The organism is Methylosinus sp. LW4 (assembly GCF_000379125.1).
GTDB lineage: Bacteria > Pseudomonadota > Alphaproteobacteria > Rhizobiales > Beijerinckiaceae > Methylosinus.
Genome location: NZ_KB900627.1, coordinates 122,271 through 139,342 on the forward strand (window position 1 = coordinate 122,271; position 17,072 = coordinate 139,342).

The following is a 17,072-nucleotide window of genomic DNA, read 5'->3' on the forward strand; positions in this document are numbered from 1 at the left end:
CGTCATAGAATGATGCGAAGCGTGGCCTGCGCTTTAGATTCTTGAAGTAGAGCGTGCTCGTTTTTCAAAACGGAGTGTGGTTATGGATCAGGTCGAGTCGAATGTGCAGCCCGCCGCCGATATTGCAGACGGCGCCCGTCAGTCGGCGGTGCTCTGGGACGATCGCAACATGGTCACGCATTTCGCCAATGTCGTGAACATTCAGAGCACGCTCGAGCAGGTGGATCTGTTCTTCGGCACCAATAAGACCTGGAACATCGGCAACGAACGTCAGGTGCATGTCGAATTGACCGATCGCGTCATTCTCAGCCCTCATGCGGCCAAGCGCCTCAGCGTCGCGCTGGCCGGCGTTCTCAAGGAATATGAGAGTCGTCACGGCGCGTTGAAAATCGACGGGCGCTGAGCGCGCCGCACCTTTGGCGCGGTGGTGACGCGTGACAATGCTCGCGAGCACAGAGGGGGTCGGCGGCCCGCGGCCCCCTGAAAGAGCGCGGCTGCTCGACGAGGAGCGCGTCTCCGTCCTCGAGCAGGCGCTCTGGAAGCGCCTGGACGACGCCGCCGATCTCGACGCTGTTCTCGCCGCATGGCTGGCGCTGCAATGCGGAATGATCTCCTTTGCGATCTGCGGCGCGATCGCTCTGCGGGGCCATAGCGGCAATCGAAAAATCGCCTCATGGCCGGAAGGCGTCGACGCCGTCTCGCGCCTTCATTCGACGATCGACCTCGCTGTCACGCAGCGGCGCGGCGTGGTGAGCAAGCCCGCCCTCGACTCCGGCGCGCCATCGCCGGTCGCGCAAATCGCCTATCCCATCATCATCGACGACAAAATTCTCGGCGCCGCGGCCATCGAGATTCAAGGCGATGGCTCGGCGCAAGCGCGGCTCGCGGCGCGGCAGCTGCAATGGGGCGTCGCGCGGGTCCGCGAGCGTCTGCGCATGGACGCCGCCGCCGAATCGACGCAGCGTCTGCGCCGCGTGACCGGCGTTCTCGACATGCTCGCCTTGGCGCTCGAGGAGGAGGGCTTCGCGCCCGCCTGTCGCGCCTGCGTCACCGAGCTCGCGTCGCTCCATGCCTGCGAGCGCGTGAGCATCGGCTTCGCGCAAGAATCGGGCGTGCGCGTCGCCGCGATCTCCCACAGCGCGCATTTCGGAAAAGACCTCAATCTCGTTCGGCTCTTGAACGGCGCGATGAATGAGGCGGTCGATCAGCACGCAATCGTCCTCTATCCGTCGCGCCCGGAAGATTCGACGATCGTCCGCGCGCATGGCGAATTGGCCGAGGCGCATGGCTGCGCCGCCATTCTGACGACGCCCATGTTCGCTAAGGATCAGTTTGTCGGGGCCTTGACCTTCGAGCGCGGCAAGGACCGGCCGTTCGAGCAGGAGGAGATCGCGTTTCTCGAATGTCTCGCCTCCGCTCTCGGTCCCGTGCTCGACATTCGCCGCCGCGATGATCGCTGGCTGATCCTCAAGGCGTGGGAGTCGCTTCGCGCGCAGGCGCATGATCTCGTCGGGCCGGGCCATGTCGGACGCAAGCTCGCAGCGCTCGCGCTGGTTGCCTCGAGCCTGCTGCTCTCTCTCGTGACCGACGTCTATCGCGTGAGCGCCAACGCCGTGATCGAGGGCCGGGTACAGCGCGCGATCGTCGCGCCATTCAACGGATTCATCAAGGACGCGCATGTGCGCGCCGGCGACGAGGTGCGCAGCGGAGATCTGCTGGCGACTCTCGACGATCGTGAATTCGCGCTCGAGCGCTTGCGCTGGGTCACGGAGAGACAGAAGAAGCAATATGAGTTCGAGCGCGCCGGCGGCGCGCGCAATCGCGCCGACGCGCGCGTGCTCGGCGCCGAGATGCAGGAGTCGGAGGCGCAGATCAAGCTCGCGGACGAGCAGCTCGCGCGAACGAAATTGCAGGCGCCTTTCGACGGCCTCGTCGTCTCCGGCGATCTCAGCCAGTCCATCGGCGCCGCCGTCCAGCGCGGGCAGCTCCTGTTCGAGATTGCGCCGCTCGACGATTGGCGGGTCGTTTTGGATGTCGACGAATCGCAGGTCAATGAGATTGTGAACGGAGCGGGCGGCGAATTGCTGATCGCCGCGCTCCCGAACGAGACCTTCCCGCTCACGGTTGAAAAAATCACGCCTGTGGCGAAGGCCGATGAAGGCGCGAATACGTTCCGCATCGAGGCCGCGCTGCGGGCGAGCTCGCCGAAGCTGCGGCCCGGCATGAAAGGCGTCGGAAAAGTGGATGCGGGCCGCAGACGCATCGGCTGGATCTGGACCCGATCGCTGGTCGATTGGCTGAAGGTCTGGTCCTGGCGATGGCTGGCTTAGGAGCGCCCAATGGTCGCGCCGCTGCGCAGCTCGTCCTGGTATCGCGTCGCCGATCTCAAGCCGCGATTGCGCGCGCATGCGCGCATCTATCGCCAGCGGCATAGGGGCCAGCTGTGGTATGTTCTGCAGGATCGGCAGAATGGCCAATTTCATCGCCTCTCGCCCTTGGCGCATCATATCGTCTGCCTCATGGACGGTCGCCGCACCATCGACCAGATTTGGGAGATGATGGGCGAGCGCTATGGCGACGATCAGCCGACGCAGGATGAGACCATTCGTCTTCTCGCCCAGGTCCACGCCGCGGATCTGCTGATCGGCGACGTTCCGCCGGACATGGACGAATTGGCGCATCGAGCCGATCGGCACAGTCGTCGAAGCTTCGTGCAGAACATTCGCAATCCGCTGGCGATCCGTATTCCGCTGATCGATCCCGAGCGCTTCCTCGCTGCGGCGGCGCCGCTCGGCAGAGTCTTGTTCAGCTGGTGGGGCTTCGGCTTCTGGCTCGCGACGATCGCCATCGGGCTCGCGCTCGCCGGCGTGAGCTGGACCGCGCTCACCCATAATGTCGCCGATCGCGTTCTCTCCGCGGAGAATATCGTTCTTCTGCTGCTGGTCTATCCGCTCGTCAAGGCGCTGCATGAGATCGGCCACGGCATGGCGACGGCGCGCTGGGGCGGCGAGGTCCATGAGCTCGGCGTCATGCTGCTCGTGCTGATGCCGGTCCCTTATGTCGACGCTTCCGCCTCGGCCGCTTTTCAGGAGAAGCGGCGCCGCATCATCGTCGGCGCGGCGGGGATCATGGTCGAAATGTTCCTCGCCGCAGTGGCGATGATGGTCTGGGCGCTCGTCGAGAAAGGATTCGTGCGCGCGGCGGCCTTCGACGTCATGCTGATCGGCAGCGCCTCGACATTGCTCGTCAACGGCAATCCGCTGCTCCGTTTCGACGGCTATTATATTCTCGCCGATCTGATCGAGATTCCCAATCTCGGCGCGCGCGCCAACGCCTATGCGCTCTATCTTCTGCAGCGTCACATCTTCGGCCTCGCGCATATCGCCTCGCCGGCGACGGCGCCCGGCGAGGCGCGCTGGCTTCTCGCCTATGCGGCCGCGTCCTTCGTCTACCGAATGACCGTGACCTTCGGCATAGCTCTGTTCATCGGCTCGCGCTTCTTCATTCTCGGCATTCTGCTCGCGCTCTGGGGGCTCACAACCGGCGTCGCGCTGCCGCTCGCGAAAGGCTTCGGCCGGCTCCTCGCCGATCCGCAGCTGCGAAGCGTGCGTGGACGGGCGCTTCTCGCCTGCGGCCTCGGGACAGCGGCGCTCGTCATCCTCGCCGCTGTGATTCCCGCTCCTTATGCGACCATGGCGCAGGGCGTCGTCGTCGCGCCGGAGAAGTCCACGCTTCGCGTGCGCACAGACGGAGAAGTGATCGACGCGCTCGTCGCCGAGGATCGCCCTGTCGAAGCCGGAACGCGCGTCGCGACATTGGCGGACCCGATCCTCGCCGGCGAGACCGCGGTGCTGGAGGCGCAGACGGAGGCCTATCGCCTGCGGCTCGAGGCCGTCGCCAGCTCCGATCTCGTGCAGGCCAATATTTTCCGCGAGGAGCTGCGTCGTCTCGAAGGCGCCTTGACGCTGAACCGAGGGCGCATGGCCGATCTCGAGATCATCGCCGAGAATTCCGGCCGCCTCATCCTGCCGCGCGCTGCGGACCTTCCCGGAAAATTTTTAAAGAAGGGCGATCTGCTCGGCTATGTCATCGCGGAAGGCGACCCGGTGGTGCGCGTCGTGGTTCCGCAATCGGATATCGATCTCGTGCGCAGCCGCACGATGAAGGTGGATGTCCGCTTCGTCGATCGCGTCGATCGCGTGATCCCCGCCGTCGTCGCGCGCCAGGCGCCGGCGGCTCTGGACGAATTGCCGAGCCTCGCGCTCAGCAAGCGCGGCGGCGGCGACATTGCGATCGATCCGACCAAGACCGATGCGCCGCGCGCGCTCGAAACGCAGTTTCACCTCGACCTTCATGTCCCGCCGCAAGAGGCGCGGATGAACATAGGCGAGCGCGTTTATGTGCGCTTCGATCACGGCGCCGAGCCGGTCGCTGGGCGCATCTGGCGCGCTGCGCGCCAATTGCTGCTGAGACAGTTCGGTGTCTGAGGCGTCCGCGCCGGCGCGCGCTCCCCTGCCGCGTCCGCGGATCTATCCCGAGCGCCGCTGGCCGCGATCGGGTGCGCTGGAACGCGCGGCGGAAGCGGCGGCGGCGCGCTTTGCGCCGGCGATCGGCTGGTTCGCCGGGCGCGGCGCCGGCGGCGTCGTGGAGCGCGTCGCCGCGCATGAGGCGGAGCTGCGCGCGCTCTCCGACGTGGAGCTGCGCCTGCGCGGCCGAGCGCTGCGTGAATCGCTGTATCGCTGTCGCGCGCGCGACCCGAAGGCGATCGCGGAAGCATTCGCGGTGATCCGCGAGGCGTCGGACCGCGTGCTGGGAATGCGTCACTTCGACGTGCAGCTGATCGGCGGCGATATTCTCCTTTGCGGAATGATCGCCGAGATGGACACCGGCGAAGGCAAGACGCTCACGGCGACATTGGCGGCCGCGACCGCGGCGCTGGCGGGACTCCCGACCCATGTCGTCACGGTGAACGACTATCTCGCGCGTCGCGACGCCGATCTGATGCGGCCGCTCTATGAATTTCTCGGATTGCGCGTCGGCGTCGTCACGCAGGAGATGGCGCCCGAGCAAAAAGCGGCGGCCTACGCCTGCGACATCGCCTATTGCACGAACAAGACCCTCGCCTTCGATTATTTGCGGGACCGCTTGGCGCTCGGGCGGCGGAGCGGCGATCTCCGGCACAAGCTCGCGCGGCTCGCGGCGCCGGCGGCGCCGGAGCGTGATCTCCTGCTGCGGGGCCTTCACTTCGCCATCGTCGACGAGGCGGACAGCATACTCGTCGACGAGGCGCGCACGCCGCTCATTCTCTCGCGCGAGCTGCAATCGACCTCCGAGCGCGAGGAGTTCGCTCATGCGCTGGCGCTCGCCGAGCGGATGAGCGAAGGACGCGATTTCGCGATCCGCTTCGACGAGCGTCGGGTCGAGCTGACCGCGAGCGGCCGCGCTCTGCTCGCCGAATTGGCGCAGCCGCTCGGAAGCCGTTGGCGCATGACGGCGCAACGCGAGGAATGGGCGGTTCAGGCGATCACGGCGCTGCGCCTCTTCCATCGCGACGAGCATTACATCGTGCGCGGCGGGAAGGTGGAGATCGTCGACGAGCATACCGGCCGCGTCATGGCCGATCGCTTTTGGAGCGACGGGCTCCATCAGATGATCGAGGTCAAGGAAGGCTGCGCGATCTCGGGCGTGCGGGCGACGATCGCGCGAATGACCTATCAGCGCTTTTTTCGACGCTATCAGCGGCTCGCCGGCATGACGGGCACGGCCGCGGAGGTCGCGGGCGAGCTGTGGAGCGTCTATCGCCTCGCCGTCGCGCGCGTGCCGACCAACCGGCCCTCGCGACGCGAGCTGCGAGCCGATCGCATCTTCGCCACGGAGGCGGAGAAATGGCGCGCGGTCGCGGAGACGGTCGCGGAGCATCATCGGCGGGGCGCGCCCGTGCTGCTCGGCGCGAGATCGGTCGCCACATCGCGCAGAGCGAGCGAGGCGCTCGCCGCGGCGGGCTTGCCGCATGTCGTTCTCAACGCCGCGCAGGACGCGGCCGAGGCGGAGATCGTGGCCGGCGCGGGGCGACGCGGCCGCATCACCGTCGCGACGAACATGGCGGGCCGTGGGACCGACATAAAGCTCGACGACGATGTGAACGAATTGGGCGGATTGCACGTCATCATGTCGGAGCTTCACGATGCGCGCAGAATCGATCGCCAACTCGCCGGACGCTGCGCGCGACAAGGACAGCGCGGCTGCTTTCAAGCGATCTTGTCGCTCGAGGACGCTCTGACGGACACCAACGCTTTACACCTCGAACGGTACCTAATGTACGTAATGATTCGAGCCGGCCGGTCATGGCCTGCGCGTTTGGCTCTTCGTACAGCGCAACGTCGCGCGGAGCGGCTTCATGCTCATATGCGTCGCGAATTATTGGACAGAGACGAGACTCTCGATCATGCGCTCGCCTTCACAGGAAAATCGGAATAGCCGCGCGATTGCGGCAGTCGTCGTCGCGGCGGCTCTCACGGCATGCGGCGCGGCGCGCGCCGACGGCCGTCGGTTCGATTGCGTCATCGATCCGACGATGACCGTCAAGCTCGGCAGCCCGACGGCGGGGCTCGTTTCCGAGGTGCTCGTCGAACGCGGAGACGTCGTCGCCGCCGGCCAAGTGGTGGCCCGGCTCGAATCGAGCGTCGAGGCCGCGACGCTCGAATTGAACAAAGCCCGCGCCGCGAGCGCAGCGCGCGTCGAGGCTCAGGCCGCGCGGCTGACGCTCAGCCGGGCGCGCATGGGTCGCGCGCGAGAGCTGCTCGCGCGCAACAGCGTCACGCGCGACAAATTCGACGAGCAGAGAGCGGATATGCGCGTCGCGGAAGAAGATCTGGCGCGCGAGAAGGTGGAATTGCGGCTCGCCGAGCTCGAGGTGGAGCGCTCGCGCGCCGTGCTCGAGCAAAGGACCATTCGCAGCCCCATTGCGGGAGTGATCGCCGAGCGCAAGCTGTCGCCGGGAGAGTTCGTCCATCAGGACACTTTCATCATGAGCGTCGTGCATCTCGATCCGCTGCATGTCGAGGCGTTTCTCCCGGTCGCCATGTATCCGAAGATCGAGATCGGCGAGACCATCATGGTCGCGCCGGACGAGCCTATCGGCGGGAGCCACGCCGCGACGGTCTCGGTGATCGATCGCGTCTTCGATCCGGCGAGCGCGACATTCGGCGTGCGCCTTCTATTGCCGAACCCGGACAATCGCCTGCCGGGCGGCCAACGCTGCAAGCTCGAATTCGACGAAGCGGCGCGTGAGAGGGATGCGAAATGACCGCAGCGCGAGCGCATCGGATGGCGACGCCATGAAGAACGATCTCGCCGATCGTCGCCGCGCGCGGGTCCTTTGCGCCTTGGTGTCATGCGTCTTGACGCTCGCGGCGCAAGACAGTCGCGCGGAGACGTTGAAGAGCGCCTTGGCCGCGGCTTACGCCAATAATCCCGATCTCGAGGAGCAGCGCGCCGTCGTGCGGGTTCGCGACGAGGATGTGTCCAAGGCGGCGGCGGGACATCGGCCGAAGGCCAATGCGTCTTTCAGCGCCGGTCCGCAAAAGTCGAGCGTGCGTCAGCCGGGGGGCCGCGATCAGCTTCGCAATCGCCTCTACACAAATGATGAGAATTTCGGGCATCCGCGTAGCGGCTCGCTGAATCTGTCGCTGACCGTGTTCGATGGCTGGCGTTCCGATAATTCCACGCGTCAGGCGGAGTCCGGCGTGCTCGCCGCGCGCGCGACTCTGCTGGCCGCGGAGCAGGAAGTGCTGCTGCATGCGGCGACCGTCTATATGGACGTGCTGCGCGACACCGCCGCGCTCGGCCTGCGCAAGCACAATCGGGCTGTTCTGATGGAGCAGCTGCGCGTGGCGCGCGATCGGGCCGAAATGGGAATGGCGACGATCGCCGATGTCGCGCAGGCGGAGGCGGCGCTGGCGCAAGCCGAATCCGATCATGTGGCCGCGCGGGAATCGCTGCGCGCCAGCATCGTCGAATATAGGGAGGTGATTGGCCGCGCGCCCGACCGGCTCGAGCCGGCGAAAGGCTGCGAGCGCGATCTGCCGGCGACAGCCGAGCGCGCTGTCGAGCAGGCCGTCGCCTTGCATCCGCAGGTGATCTCGTCTCTTCATCAAGTGGATGTCGCGTCATTGGCGGTGAAGGTCGCCGAGGGCGCGCTCATGCCGTCGCTCTCCGTGGGCGGCCAAGTCTTCCAGCAATATGATTCTTATCTCGGCTATCCCGGCACGCGGCAGTTTTCCGCGCAGGTGACGGGAACGCTCAACGTGCCATTATATGATGGCGGCGCCGAATATTCCGCGGTGCGTCAAGCCAAGCAGCAGCTCGGTCAGGCGCAGGCGCATGTCTCGGCGCAGCGCAGCGTCGTTCGCGCCAAGCTCGCCGCGAGCTACAGCCGGCTGGCGACCGCCAATGCGGCGCTGCATTATGGCGGAACGGTGGTGCGCTCCTCGGAGCGGGCTCTCCGGCAAATTCGCAACGAGGCGGAATTCGGCCAGAGAACGTTTCTCGATGTGCTGAATGCGCAGCAGGCGCTGTTCGACGCGCGCGTGAAGATGGTCTCGGCGCAGCATGATCGCGTCGTCGCCGCCTGCGCCGTTCTCGCAGGCGTCGGCGGCTTGTCCGCCGAGAGCTTGGATCTCGATGTCGAGCGATATGATCCGGCGAAAAATCTGGAGCAGATACGCGAGCTCTGGATCGGGCTGGAAACCCCTTAGAGCGTTTCACATTTTGACGGAAGCGTATCCGGCGTTTGCAAGATAGTTGGCGTATTCGCCGGGCTCGATCGCTTCGACGAGGCTGCCGATGTGACGCCAGGTGTCGTCGATCATTCGCTTCTGGGCCTGCCACATCCAGTGCTCGATCTTGGCGAAGGCCTGCTCGATCGGGTTGAGATCGGGCGAAGTGACCGTGGGGAGTGAAACCGCGTAGGCGCACGCCTTTGGCCCCCCAGCCGCGCAGCGGCGCCATGTTTGTCTTGATCCAGGTCTCGTCGATGCAGACGAGGCGCTGCGGGTCGAGGCGTTGCTGCCATGATCGCCAGCGTCGACGCCTGCGAGCGATGTCGTCACGCGCCTGCTCGAGGGCGAACAGCGTTTTTTTGAACGAGAGGCCTTCCCGGCGCAGAAACATCACACGGCGTTGTGAGAGACCTTCACGCCATGCGCGGTGAGCTCGTCTTTCAATCCGTGCAATGTCAGATGCGGCGTCTGCATGATCCGTTCGAGAATGAAGGCTCGATGCGGCTCCAGGGTCGGCTTGCGACGCCCACCGATCTTGGCCGGAGCCACCGAACCCGTCGATCGAAGACGCTGCGACCATTTCACGACAGATGACGCCGCTACGCCGAAACGCTGCGCAACAGAACGGCAACTCTCGCCGGCCGCCGAAGCGGCGACGACGCGCTCGCGAAGATCATTGGAGAGAGGTCGAACCATAGATGCCGGCCTCCGCCCAGCCGGCATCTTGAACGTATGGCCCGCCCGTCTGCAAGGGTGGCTTTCATCTGGCTCTGATCAGTCTGCTTCAACGTATCCGGTCTCGGGCTGTTGACCCGGCCAAGATGGATATCCGCACGGCTCGATCCTCATAATCACACCGGCCTTTTTGGCCGTTCGATAGTCCAGGTTTTCAAGGCGCCGTTCGACTGTCACGCCATCTTCTGTCACCTTACGCAGACCTCTATGACCCGAGCGCCCTTGATGAGCGCGGGTCGGGCTATTCCTTTAGGCTGCCATTGCTTCGAACTGGGGGATCGTAGTTGCCCCCGTGCGCCAGCACCGCCCACGCGATCCGCGCCAGCTTGTTCGCCAAGGCCACGATGACGACGTTCTTGTGCGCTCGTTCCAAAAGGCCGCGCGCCCACCGACCCAGCGGTGTCTCGCGCTCGATGAGGTAAGGCAACGCCGCCGGGGCGCCATGGATCAGATTCTTACGCAAGTAGCGATTGCCGCGTTTGCTGATGCCGAGCAGGCGCGGTTTTCCACCGGTCGTCATTTGCCGTGGAACCAGGCCCAGCCATGCCGCCATATCGCGCCCGCGTTCGAATGCTTTTGCGTCGCCGACGGCCGCCACCAGCGCCGTCGCGTTGATCGTTCCGATCCCGGGTATCGAGATCAAGCGTCGCGGATTGATCCTGGCTCTTCACCGGCACGAAACCCTTTGTCGGCCGCGTGGCGACTTCCGCGATCGCCTCAGTGTCGAGATCGTCGTTCTTCTGTGACGTCGGGACGAACCTATTCCGGCGACATCAGTCTTACCTCGTGGCCCCGCGCCGTGAACAACCGACCGAGATGATGAGCGCCGCAACATGCTTCCATCGCGACAATGCAACGACCAAGCCCACTGAAAAATTTTTCCAGCGAATCGCGCCGCATTCGTCGCCTCAAAACAACTCGCCCCGCAGCATCCAAACCCGCGAGGCTGCATGAGTTCTTGCCAAGATCGATGCCGACAATCACGATATCCATGGGTCCGCTCGTCTCTCTTCATACCAACGGCGATCTTACCCGATCGTCGCGAGAAGGGCGGGCCATCCCATAATCACAATCCCTTCAAATTGGGAATCGGTCGCGATTCCAAAAACACGTGAAGCGCTTTAACAGGTCGAAAAACAACCAGCTGGGATTCGCGCAATTAAGGGCGTCGCGATAGAAGGCGAGCCGAGCCCCGGTCGATCCGACGACTATGAGAAAGCCTGCCGTGACGAGGCCGACCCAGCAATGCAGTAGAATCCAGACGCGACGGGAGTCGCGCTCAAGAGCGCTCGGGCGAGGGGAGGGATTTTTCAGTGAGAAGCCCTGCGCAGCTAAACGAGCCATGGCTCAGGACTCGGCGCGAAGCGACAGAGTGAACGACCTCGGCGCGCCTGGGTAGATTGCGTAGCGCCCGAAAGTCGTGCCCTCGAAATATCGCGCATCGAACAGATTGTTCACGTTGAGCTGGATAGTCGTTTTCGGATAGGGCGCCAGGAGAGGCAATTTATACGATGCGAAAGTGTCGACTCGCGCATAGCCCGGCACAGTGAAATCGTTTGCATTGTCGCCCGGGCGCTCGTCGACCGCGATGACGCCGCCGCCGAGGGTCAAACCGCTCAATTGCTCGAGCCCGGAATATTTGACCCAGATGGAGCCTTGGTTCAGGGGGCTCCACTCTCCGCAATCGCCAAGAAGCGCCAGATCCGGGAATGTCGACTTTCGGCGTAACGGGACGTTGGCATGCGGGAGGAATGGGTCTCCTCCGGGTCAGAATTACACCTTCGCCGTTTCGAGCGAGGCGGTTGCCCCGTCCTGGACCAAGCGACTGTCCTCCTTCCTCGGATTTCGCGGACTCTTTGCAGCGTCGGATATCCTGCTGCCCGGTTGAAAGTCTCGTGGCCCGTCTTGCTTCCGGATGACGGCCGGCGGACCCATCGCGCGCGGCCGCGATTGAGGCCGAAAGCGACGAGCAGCGCCAATCGCGCCGAAAAACGGCGCTGCGACTTGAGCCTTGTGCTTCTCGCTTTCTGAATCGAAAGTAGACAGCCGACAATGCAACTCGGCATAGGCTTTCACCGAGTGAGGCAAGAACTTACCGTGCACGAAACTCCGACAGCGCCGCAACCGGCACGAAATTGTAATCAGCGAAGATCGCCTGCGCGTTGGGCGTCATGAGATACAGCGCGAAGCGCGCGGCCGCAGCCTGCCGCTCAGGAGATTTGTCGCGCAGCAACGCCAGGGCGTAATCGGCGCGCACGGCCAACGCTTCCGGGACGGGAACGGTGACGACTTCAGGGTCGGGACGAGTCTCCCGCCGGCTGCAATAGCCGATGAAAAGGTCGACCGTTCCATCGAGAAGGAATTTCTTTGTCGGCGCGGGTTCGCTCTGTGGGACATTCGCGTTGGTCTGCGCCGGCGCCGGCGCGGGAGGGGCGCCACCCACGAGCGCGCGCGCTTTTTCGCGGAGTATCTGCTCGGCGCCCCGACGCACGGTCTCGGCTTTGGCGAATAGAGCCATTGCGTAATCGCCGCCCGGATCGGCCTTCGGAGTCGATGTGCCGATTTTCGTCGCGGGATCGAGCATATAGTCCAGAAGCTGGGCCTTCGTCAGCGGATGATCGGCGCGCGCCGTGGCGCAGAGCGAGTTGCGGATGAAAACGACAGGCGACGCCGCCTTGCCCTCTGCGGCGAGACGCTGTGGGTGCTGCCGATCGGCGGAGAGGAAAAGATCGGCTTCGTTGCCTTTTTCTATGCCTTCGCGCAGCAGGCCCGAAGGGCCGAAGACCATGGCGATCGTCTCGCCCGTCTCCTGCTGGTAGCGGGCGGCGATGGCGCGCAATGCGCCGCCGAGGCTGCCCGCCGCATGAATGTGGATCGGCGTCCCGCCGGGCGCCTCCTCCGCCGCGCATGGCGCGAGCGGCAGAACGAGCAGTGACAGAATGACGAAACGCCGGATGGATGAGACCGGCATGGTCAGAGCTCCATCTGCATGGAAAGACGCAAGCTTCGCGGCGCGCCGAGCGTGCCCGTGCCGAAGTCCGTGCTGTTGTAGCCGTTTTGGCCGGTCGGTGCGACATTCGCCCAATAATGGGCGTTGGCGATATTGTAGACATTGAGCCGCCATGTCACCGCTCGGTCGAGCACGCGTGTGCTGTAGCGCAAACCGAGATCGGCGACGGCATATCCATCGACATAGGTCGTGGTCGCGTAATTGCCGGGACGGCTGCTGGCGAAATTGATATTGGCGTTGGCGGCGAGGCCCGGAACGAACGGGATCTGATAATCCATCAAAATGTTGAACGCGACATGAGACAGGCCGAGTATCTGCTTGTCGTTCGTCAGCGCCGAGCCGGTGTCATACAGCCTCGGATTCAGCAGCGACAAGCCCGCGAAGATGGTGAGATCGTCGGTCGCCTTTCCAGACGCCGTCAGCTCGACTCCGCGATTGATCTGCTTTCCGTTGACGCCATAAACATTGTTGACCGTATAGGCGTAGGGCCGTTCGATCTGGAACAGGGCCGCTCGCAGATCGACGCTGTCGAGATCGATCTTATAGCCGAGCTCCCATTGTCTGGCGCGGTAAGGCGCGAGGATGGCGCCGGCGTTGGCGACGCCATTGGGCGCGGTGTCGCCCTGCTGGAGGCTTTCTGAATAGGTGGCATAGGCGGTCTGATTGCGCGTCGGCTTGAACATCAAGCTCGCCGTCGGGCTCACGCCGCTCGTGTCGTAGGTGCTGGTCGTCACCCCGGCGGCATTCAGGTTTCGCGCGTGAATCCAGCTCTGCGACAGAGCGAATTGCGCCGACCATAGCTCGTTGAGGCCGATGACGTCGCCGATGGTGATCGAATGCTGAGAGGTCTCGACCGACAAAAAGCGGTTCTTGAAGTCGGGAAAGGAGCGCGCGGCGAATAGAGCGGGATTGGCGAGACTTGCGCTGCCGAGCGTGATCGGGCCGAGAACATAGGGGCGATAGCGGTCCCAAAAGAAGCCATTCTCGGCGATGACGAAATCATGCGAGAGAGGGCCCGTGAGGAAGCGGCCATTGATGGCGGCCTGATTGCTGAGCAGAGTGTCCAAGGAAAATGTGGTTGTCGCGGCTGTTGTCGTGTAGCTTCCGAGATTGTCGGTCAAAGTGTTGGTTGGAACAGTCGAAGCGCGATCGTTGGATTGACGCAGCAGCCCCAATGTCAGGCGCCAGTTCTGATCGAAGTCGTGACGCAGCTTGCCGCTGAAGATCGCCGTCTGATTGTCGTCACCGCCGAAAGGCTGGCCATAGCCTGGACGAGTCGGATCGGGCGCCGTGGGAAAAATCGTGGCGTTGCGGCCGAGCGCGAATGTGCCGGGCAGATTCTTCGTCACAAAATTGTAGAAGCTGGCGTTGGTTTCGAGAACAGTGCTGGGCGACGCATGAATGTCGAAAGCAACGCTCGCCAGCTGCCGCTTCGACTGGCTACCATCGACATAGGTCTCGCCATTCTGCTCGAGCAGATTCACCCGGTAGCCGAAACGGCGCTCGTCGTCGAGAAAGCCTCCGAGATCGGCATGACCGAGCCAGGCGCTCTGCGACAGATAGGAAAAAGTGACTTCACGCAACGGCTTTTCGGTCGGCCGCTTGAGCACATAGTTGAATGTGCCCGCTGGATTGGATGGACCATAGATCGCGCTCGACAAGCCGTTGAGCACTTCGATTCGCTCGAACTGCTCCAGCGGATAATCCGTCGTCGCCGCGATATTCAACCCGTCGATGCGTGTGTTCTGCACCACGCCCGCTTGCATGCCGCGCGTCTGCGGACGAATGTTTTCGCCTTGCACCGAAGGAATGAGCCGAAAGGCCTCGCGCAGACTGAGCAATTGCTGATTCTTCATGAGATCGGCGGGCACGACGTCGATCGAAAACGGCGTATCGACGAGGGCCCGGTCGCCGAACGGCCCTACATAGGCCGCCTTCACGCGATAACCGCCCTCCACAGTAGCGGCGTCCGTCGCCGCGCCGACGCCAGCGGCGATGTCGACGGCCGGAAGCTCGGTCGGCGCATCCTGCGCGCGGGCCACCGAGATCGAAAGCGCGGCAACGCTGACATGGGCGATCAAAACTCGGAGCGCGCCGCGCCGTACATGGTTCCTCAAAAGGAGCGCCTTCGTCCTTTGTCGAGCGCCCTGCGGGAGGCCCTCGATAGACATGGCGGTTGAAGCTTCCATCCGCATACGCTCCTTATTGTCTGCGAGACCTTCGATTCGGTCTACAGCGCATAAGAAGTCCGGTAGTTATGTATTTCAAATACATAAAAAATGCAGCCTGACGAAATTTTGAGCATCGATAGATGAGGCCAGCGTCTTGCAGCCGGCGCTCGATTTCCACCGAAATGACCTCATCCTTCGCGGCGCGATCATCGGCAATGCGGCTCGAGTGGCTTGTGCCAGGAATGAACCTGCGAACGCGGGGTCGCTGGTCGGATTGACGAGAGTGAGGCTAGTGAATGCCGGAAGACCTAAACGAAGCGGGACGCGGGTGAATTCGCTCTCACGTGGCATGAAAGCGCGTCGCCTTCAACGGGACATCGTATTTCTAGGTTTCGTGATCGTGTCCGAGGGGGGCTGCGCACGGATCCTCTTCATCACTCCCCATTTCTCGCGAATGATCTCTGCGGCACCGAGACTCGCGCGCTCCTGCCTGTCTCGGTGGTTGGTCTACAGAATCTAACTGCTGGCAATTGACGACCTCGCCCGCATAGTAAGAACATCCTGGTCGATTGCTCACCCCTCGTCCGATTTTTTCTGTATGGCGTGACGGCGGCTGGAGCGCGCCGCAATAACGCTTCGTAGAGGGGGTGATAAGCTATCATTATCGTCTGATAAAAGGAACCGATTGGACGCTGCGTCATGCTCTTACTAGACGGGAAGTCAGCGGCCTCGTCCGCGTTTCCGAGACACTAGCTCAGGCTACTGTCGGCGTCAGTCGCATCATGCGGTCCGCGCCCCTCCCGGACCGGCCACAGGCCCTTCGCTCCGGGTTGCATCGAAGTCCACAAACGAAGCCCGGCGAGGGCTCGTTTGTGGCTTCGACCTCGATACGCCCTCTCCTTCGCCCACGATCCTGCAATCGACGCGAGAACGCGCCGTCGCTGCGCGCTTTCCGTCCACGATGTCCGCGCGCAAAAGCCCCACGTCGTCCGATGGTCGCAGGCGATCATAATCTTCGCCTATCGACGCATCCGCAGGAACGAATAGACACCTCGGCGCTCGAAATGAAATGTCGCCCCTGCGCGACGTCTACGGCCGGGTCGCCGCGCGTCCATCTAAAATGGGAGAAACGCATATGGCGAAGGTGGTCTGTGTCCTTTACGACGATCCGGTCGGCGGCTATCCGACCTCTTACGCGCGCGACGACGTCCCGCAGCCGAAAATCTATCCCGACGGACAGACGCTGCCGACGCCCCAGGCGATCGACTTCAAACCGGGAGCGCTTCTGGGCAGCGTCTCGGGCGAATTGGGCCTGCGCAAATTCCTCGAGTCCAACGGCCATCAGCTGGTCGTCACCTCGAGCAAGGACGGCGAGGACAGCGTTCTCGACCGCGAGCTTCCCGACGCGGAAATCGTGATCTCCCAGCCCTTCTGGCCGGCCTATATGACCGCCGAGCGGATCGCCAGGGCGAAGAAGCTCAAATTGATCGTCACTGCCGGCATCGGCTCGGACCACACCGACCTGCAAGCGGCGATCGAGAACAATATCACCGTCGCGGAAGTCACCTATTGCAACAGCAACGCCGTTGCCGAGCATGTGGTGTTGTCGATTCTGGCGCTGGTGCGCAATTTCATTCCGTCCCACAACATCATCCTGCAGGGCGGCTGGAACATCGCCGACGCCGTGTCGCGCTCCTATGACCTCGAGGCCATGCAGGTCGGCACGGTCGCCGCCGGACGCATCGGCTTGCGCGTGCTGCGCCTGCTGAAGCCCTTCGGCGTCGGGCTGCATTATCTCGATCGCCATCGCCTGCCGCGCGCGGTCGAGGAAGAACTCGATCTGACCTATCACGATAATCTCGAGAGCCTCGTGAAGATCAGCGACGTCGTGACATTGAACTGCCCGCTGCATCCTGAAACGGAGCATATGATCAACGAGAAAACGTTGAATTTCTTCAAGCGCGGCTCCTATCTCGTCAACACGGCGCGCGGCAAGCTCGTCGATCGCGACGCGCTGGTCGGCGCGCTCGAGAGCGGCCAGCTCGCGGGCTATGCGGGCGACGTCTGGTTCCCACAGCCGCCGGCCAAGGATCATCCCTGGCGCACGGCTCCGCACCATGCGTTGACGCCGCATATCTCCGGCACCAGCCTTTCGGCGCAGACACGCTATGCCGCGGGCGTGCGGGAGATTTTGGAAAGCTATTTCGAGAAGCGTCCCATTCGGAACGAATATCTCGTCGTTCAGGGCGGAAAGCTCGCCGGCGTCGGCGCGCATTCCTATAGCGAGGGAGACGCCACCGGCGGCTCGGAAGAAGCCGCCCGCTTCGAGAAGGCGTGAGCCGCTTTGCTTTGAAACGTGTGGACGCCGGCCGCTTC

Annotated in this window: 10 protein-coding genes and 2 pseudogenes; 7 read left to right on the forward strand and 5 right to left on the reverse strand. The window is 63.6% G+C overall.

Annotation, left to right across the window (positions count from 1 at the left end):
• The first annotated feature begins 82 nt into the window (after positions 1 to 82).
• Genes METLW4_RS0120255 through METLW4_RS0120280 form a run of 6 tightly spaced genes read left to right on the forward strand, consistent with a single transcriptional unit; the run spans position 83 to position 8,756 of the window.
• A complete protein-coding gene (locus tag METLW4_RS0120255) occupies positions 83 to 403 on the forward strand; it encodes a DUF3467 domain-containing protein (RefSeq protein ID WP_018268060.1) in 321 nt (106 codons plus the stop codon).
• A 37-nt stretch (positions 404 to 440) separates the two neighbouring features.
• On the forward strand, positions 441 to 2,330 hold the full coding sequence (locus METLW4_RS25525; RefSeq protein ID WP_018268061.1) for an efflux RND transporter periplasmic adaptor subunit: 1,890 nt from the start codon (positions 441 to 443) through the stop codon (positions 2,328 to 2,330).
• Between the two features lie 9 nt (positions 2,331 to 2,339).
• Positions 2,340 to 4,487 carry a PqqD family protein gene (locus tag METLW4_RS0120265; RefSeq protein ID WP_018268062.1) on the forward strand — a complete coding sequence of 716 codons (2,148 nt, stop codon included), beginning with the start codon at positions 2,340 to 2,342 and terminating at the stop codon, positions 4,485 to 4,487.
• Positions 4,480 to 6,477, forward strand: coding sequence for a preprotein translocase subunit SecA (locus METLW4_RS0120270; protein ID WP_018268063.1), 1,998 nt, complete (start codon positions 4,480 to 4,482; stop codon positions 6,475 to 6,477). Before METLW4_RS0120265 ends, METLW4_RS0120270 begins: the two co-directional genes overlap by 8 nt.
• On the forward strand, positions 6,446 to 7,306 hold the full coding sequence (locus METLW4_RS0120275) for an efflux RND transporter periplasmic adaptor subunit (RefSeq protein ID WP_018268064.1): 861 nt from the start codon (positions 6,446 to 6,448) through the stop codon (positions 7,304 to 7,306). Before METLW4_RS0120270 ends, METLW4_RS0120275 begins: the two co-directional genes overlap by 32 nt.
• Positions 7,307 to 7,337: 31 nt before the next feature.
• Positions 7,338 to 8,756, forward strand: a complete 1,419-nt coding sequence (locus METLW4_RS0120280) for a TolC family outer membrane protein (RefSeq protein ID WP_043333397.1) — start codon at positions 7,338 to 7,340, stop codon at positions 8,754 to 8,756.
• Positions 8,757 to 8,762: 6 nt separating this feature from the next.
• On the opposite strand, the pseudogene METLW4_RS26670 reads toward METLW4_RS0120280, so the two are convergent.
• The 5 genes and pseudogenes from METLW4_RS26670 to METLW4_RS0120310 form a co-directional block, all read right to left on the reverse strand.
• Positions 8,763 to 9,476 (reverse strand): annotated as a pseudogene (locus tag METLW4_RS26670) (hypothetical protein).
• Between the two features lie 280 nt (positions 9,477 to 9,756).
• Positions 9,757 to 10,508: pseudogene (locus METLW4_RS25540) on the reverse strand (IS110 family transposase).
• Positions 10,509 to 10,862: 354 nt separating this feature from the next.
• Positions 10,863 to 11,216 carry a TonB-dependent receptor domain-containing protein gene (locus METLW4_RS0120300; protein WP_083919334.1) on the reverse strand — a complete coding sequence of 118 codons (354 nt, stop codon included), beginning with the start codon at positions 11,214 to 11,216 and terminating at the stop codon, positions 10,863 to 10,865.
• A 391-nt stretch (positions 11,217 to 11,607) separates the two neighbouring features.
• Entirely contained in the window at positions 11,608 to 12,486 is an 879-nt protein-coding gene (gene modA / locus METLW4_RS0120305; RefSeq protein ID WP_018268070.1) for a molybdate ABC transporter substrate-binding protein, read from the reverse strand.
• A 2-nt stretch (positions 12,487 to 12,488) separates the two neighbouring features.
• On the reverse strand, positions 12,489 to 14,642 hold the full coding sequence (locus tag METLW4_RS0120310) for a TonB-dependent receptor (RefSeq protein ID WP_245258503.1): 2,154 nt from the start codon (positions 14,640 to 14,642) through the stop codon (positions 12,489 to 12,491).
• 1,189 nt (positions 14,643 to 15,831) lie between these two features.
• On the opposite strand from METLW4_RS0120310, the gene METLW4_RS0120315 reads away from it, so the two are divergent.
• Positions 15,832 to 17,034, forward strand: coding sequence for an NAD-dependent formate dehydrogenase (locus METLW4_RS0120315; protein WP_026191676.1), 1,203 nt, complete (start codon positions 15,832 to 15,834; stop codon positions 17,032 to 17,034).
• Positions 17,035 to 17,072: the final 38 nt, after the last annotated feature.

Excerpts from the sequence above, each read along its gene's own strand:
- METLW4_RS0120255 (WP_018268060.1), top strand. The coding sequence starts at position 83 with ATGGATCAGGTCGAGTCGAATGTGCAGCCCGCCGCCGATATTGCAGAC.
- METLW4_RS25525 (WP_018268061.1), top strand. The coding sequence starts at position 441 with ATGCTCGCGAGCACAGAGGGGGTCGGCGGCCCGCGGCCCCCTGAAAGA.
- METLW4_RS0120265 (WP_018268062.1), top strand. The coding sequence starts at position 2,340 with ATGGTCGCGCCGCTGCGCAGCTCGTCCTGGTATCGCGTCGCCGATCTC.
- METLW4_RS0120275 (WP_018268064.1), top strand. The coding sequence starts at position 6,446 with ATGCGCTCGCCTTCACAGGAAAATCGGAATAGCCGCGCGATTGCGGCA.
- METLW4_RS0120280 (WP_043333397.1), top strand. The coding sequence starts at position 7,338 with ATGAAGAACGATCTCGCCGATCGTCGCCGCGCGCGGGTCCTTTGCGCC.
- modA (WP_018268070.1), bottom strand. The coding sequence starts at position 12,486 with ATGCCGGTCTCATCCATCCGGCGTTTCGTCATTCTGTCACTGCTCGTT.
- METLW4_RS0120315 (WP_026191676.1), top strand. The coding sequence starts at position 15,832 with ATGGCGAAGGTGGTCTGTGTCCTTTACGACGATCCGGTCGGCGGCTAT.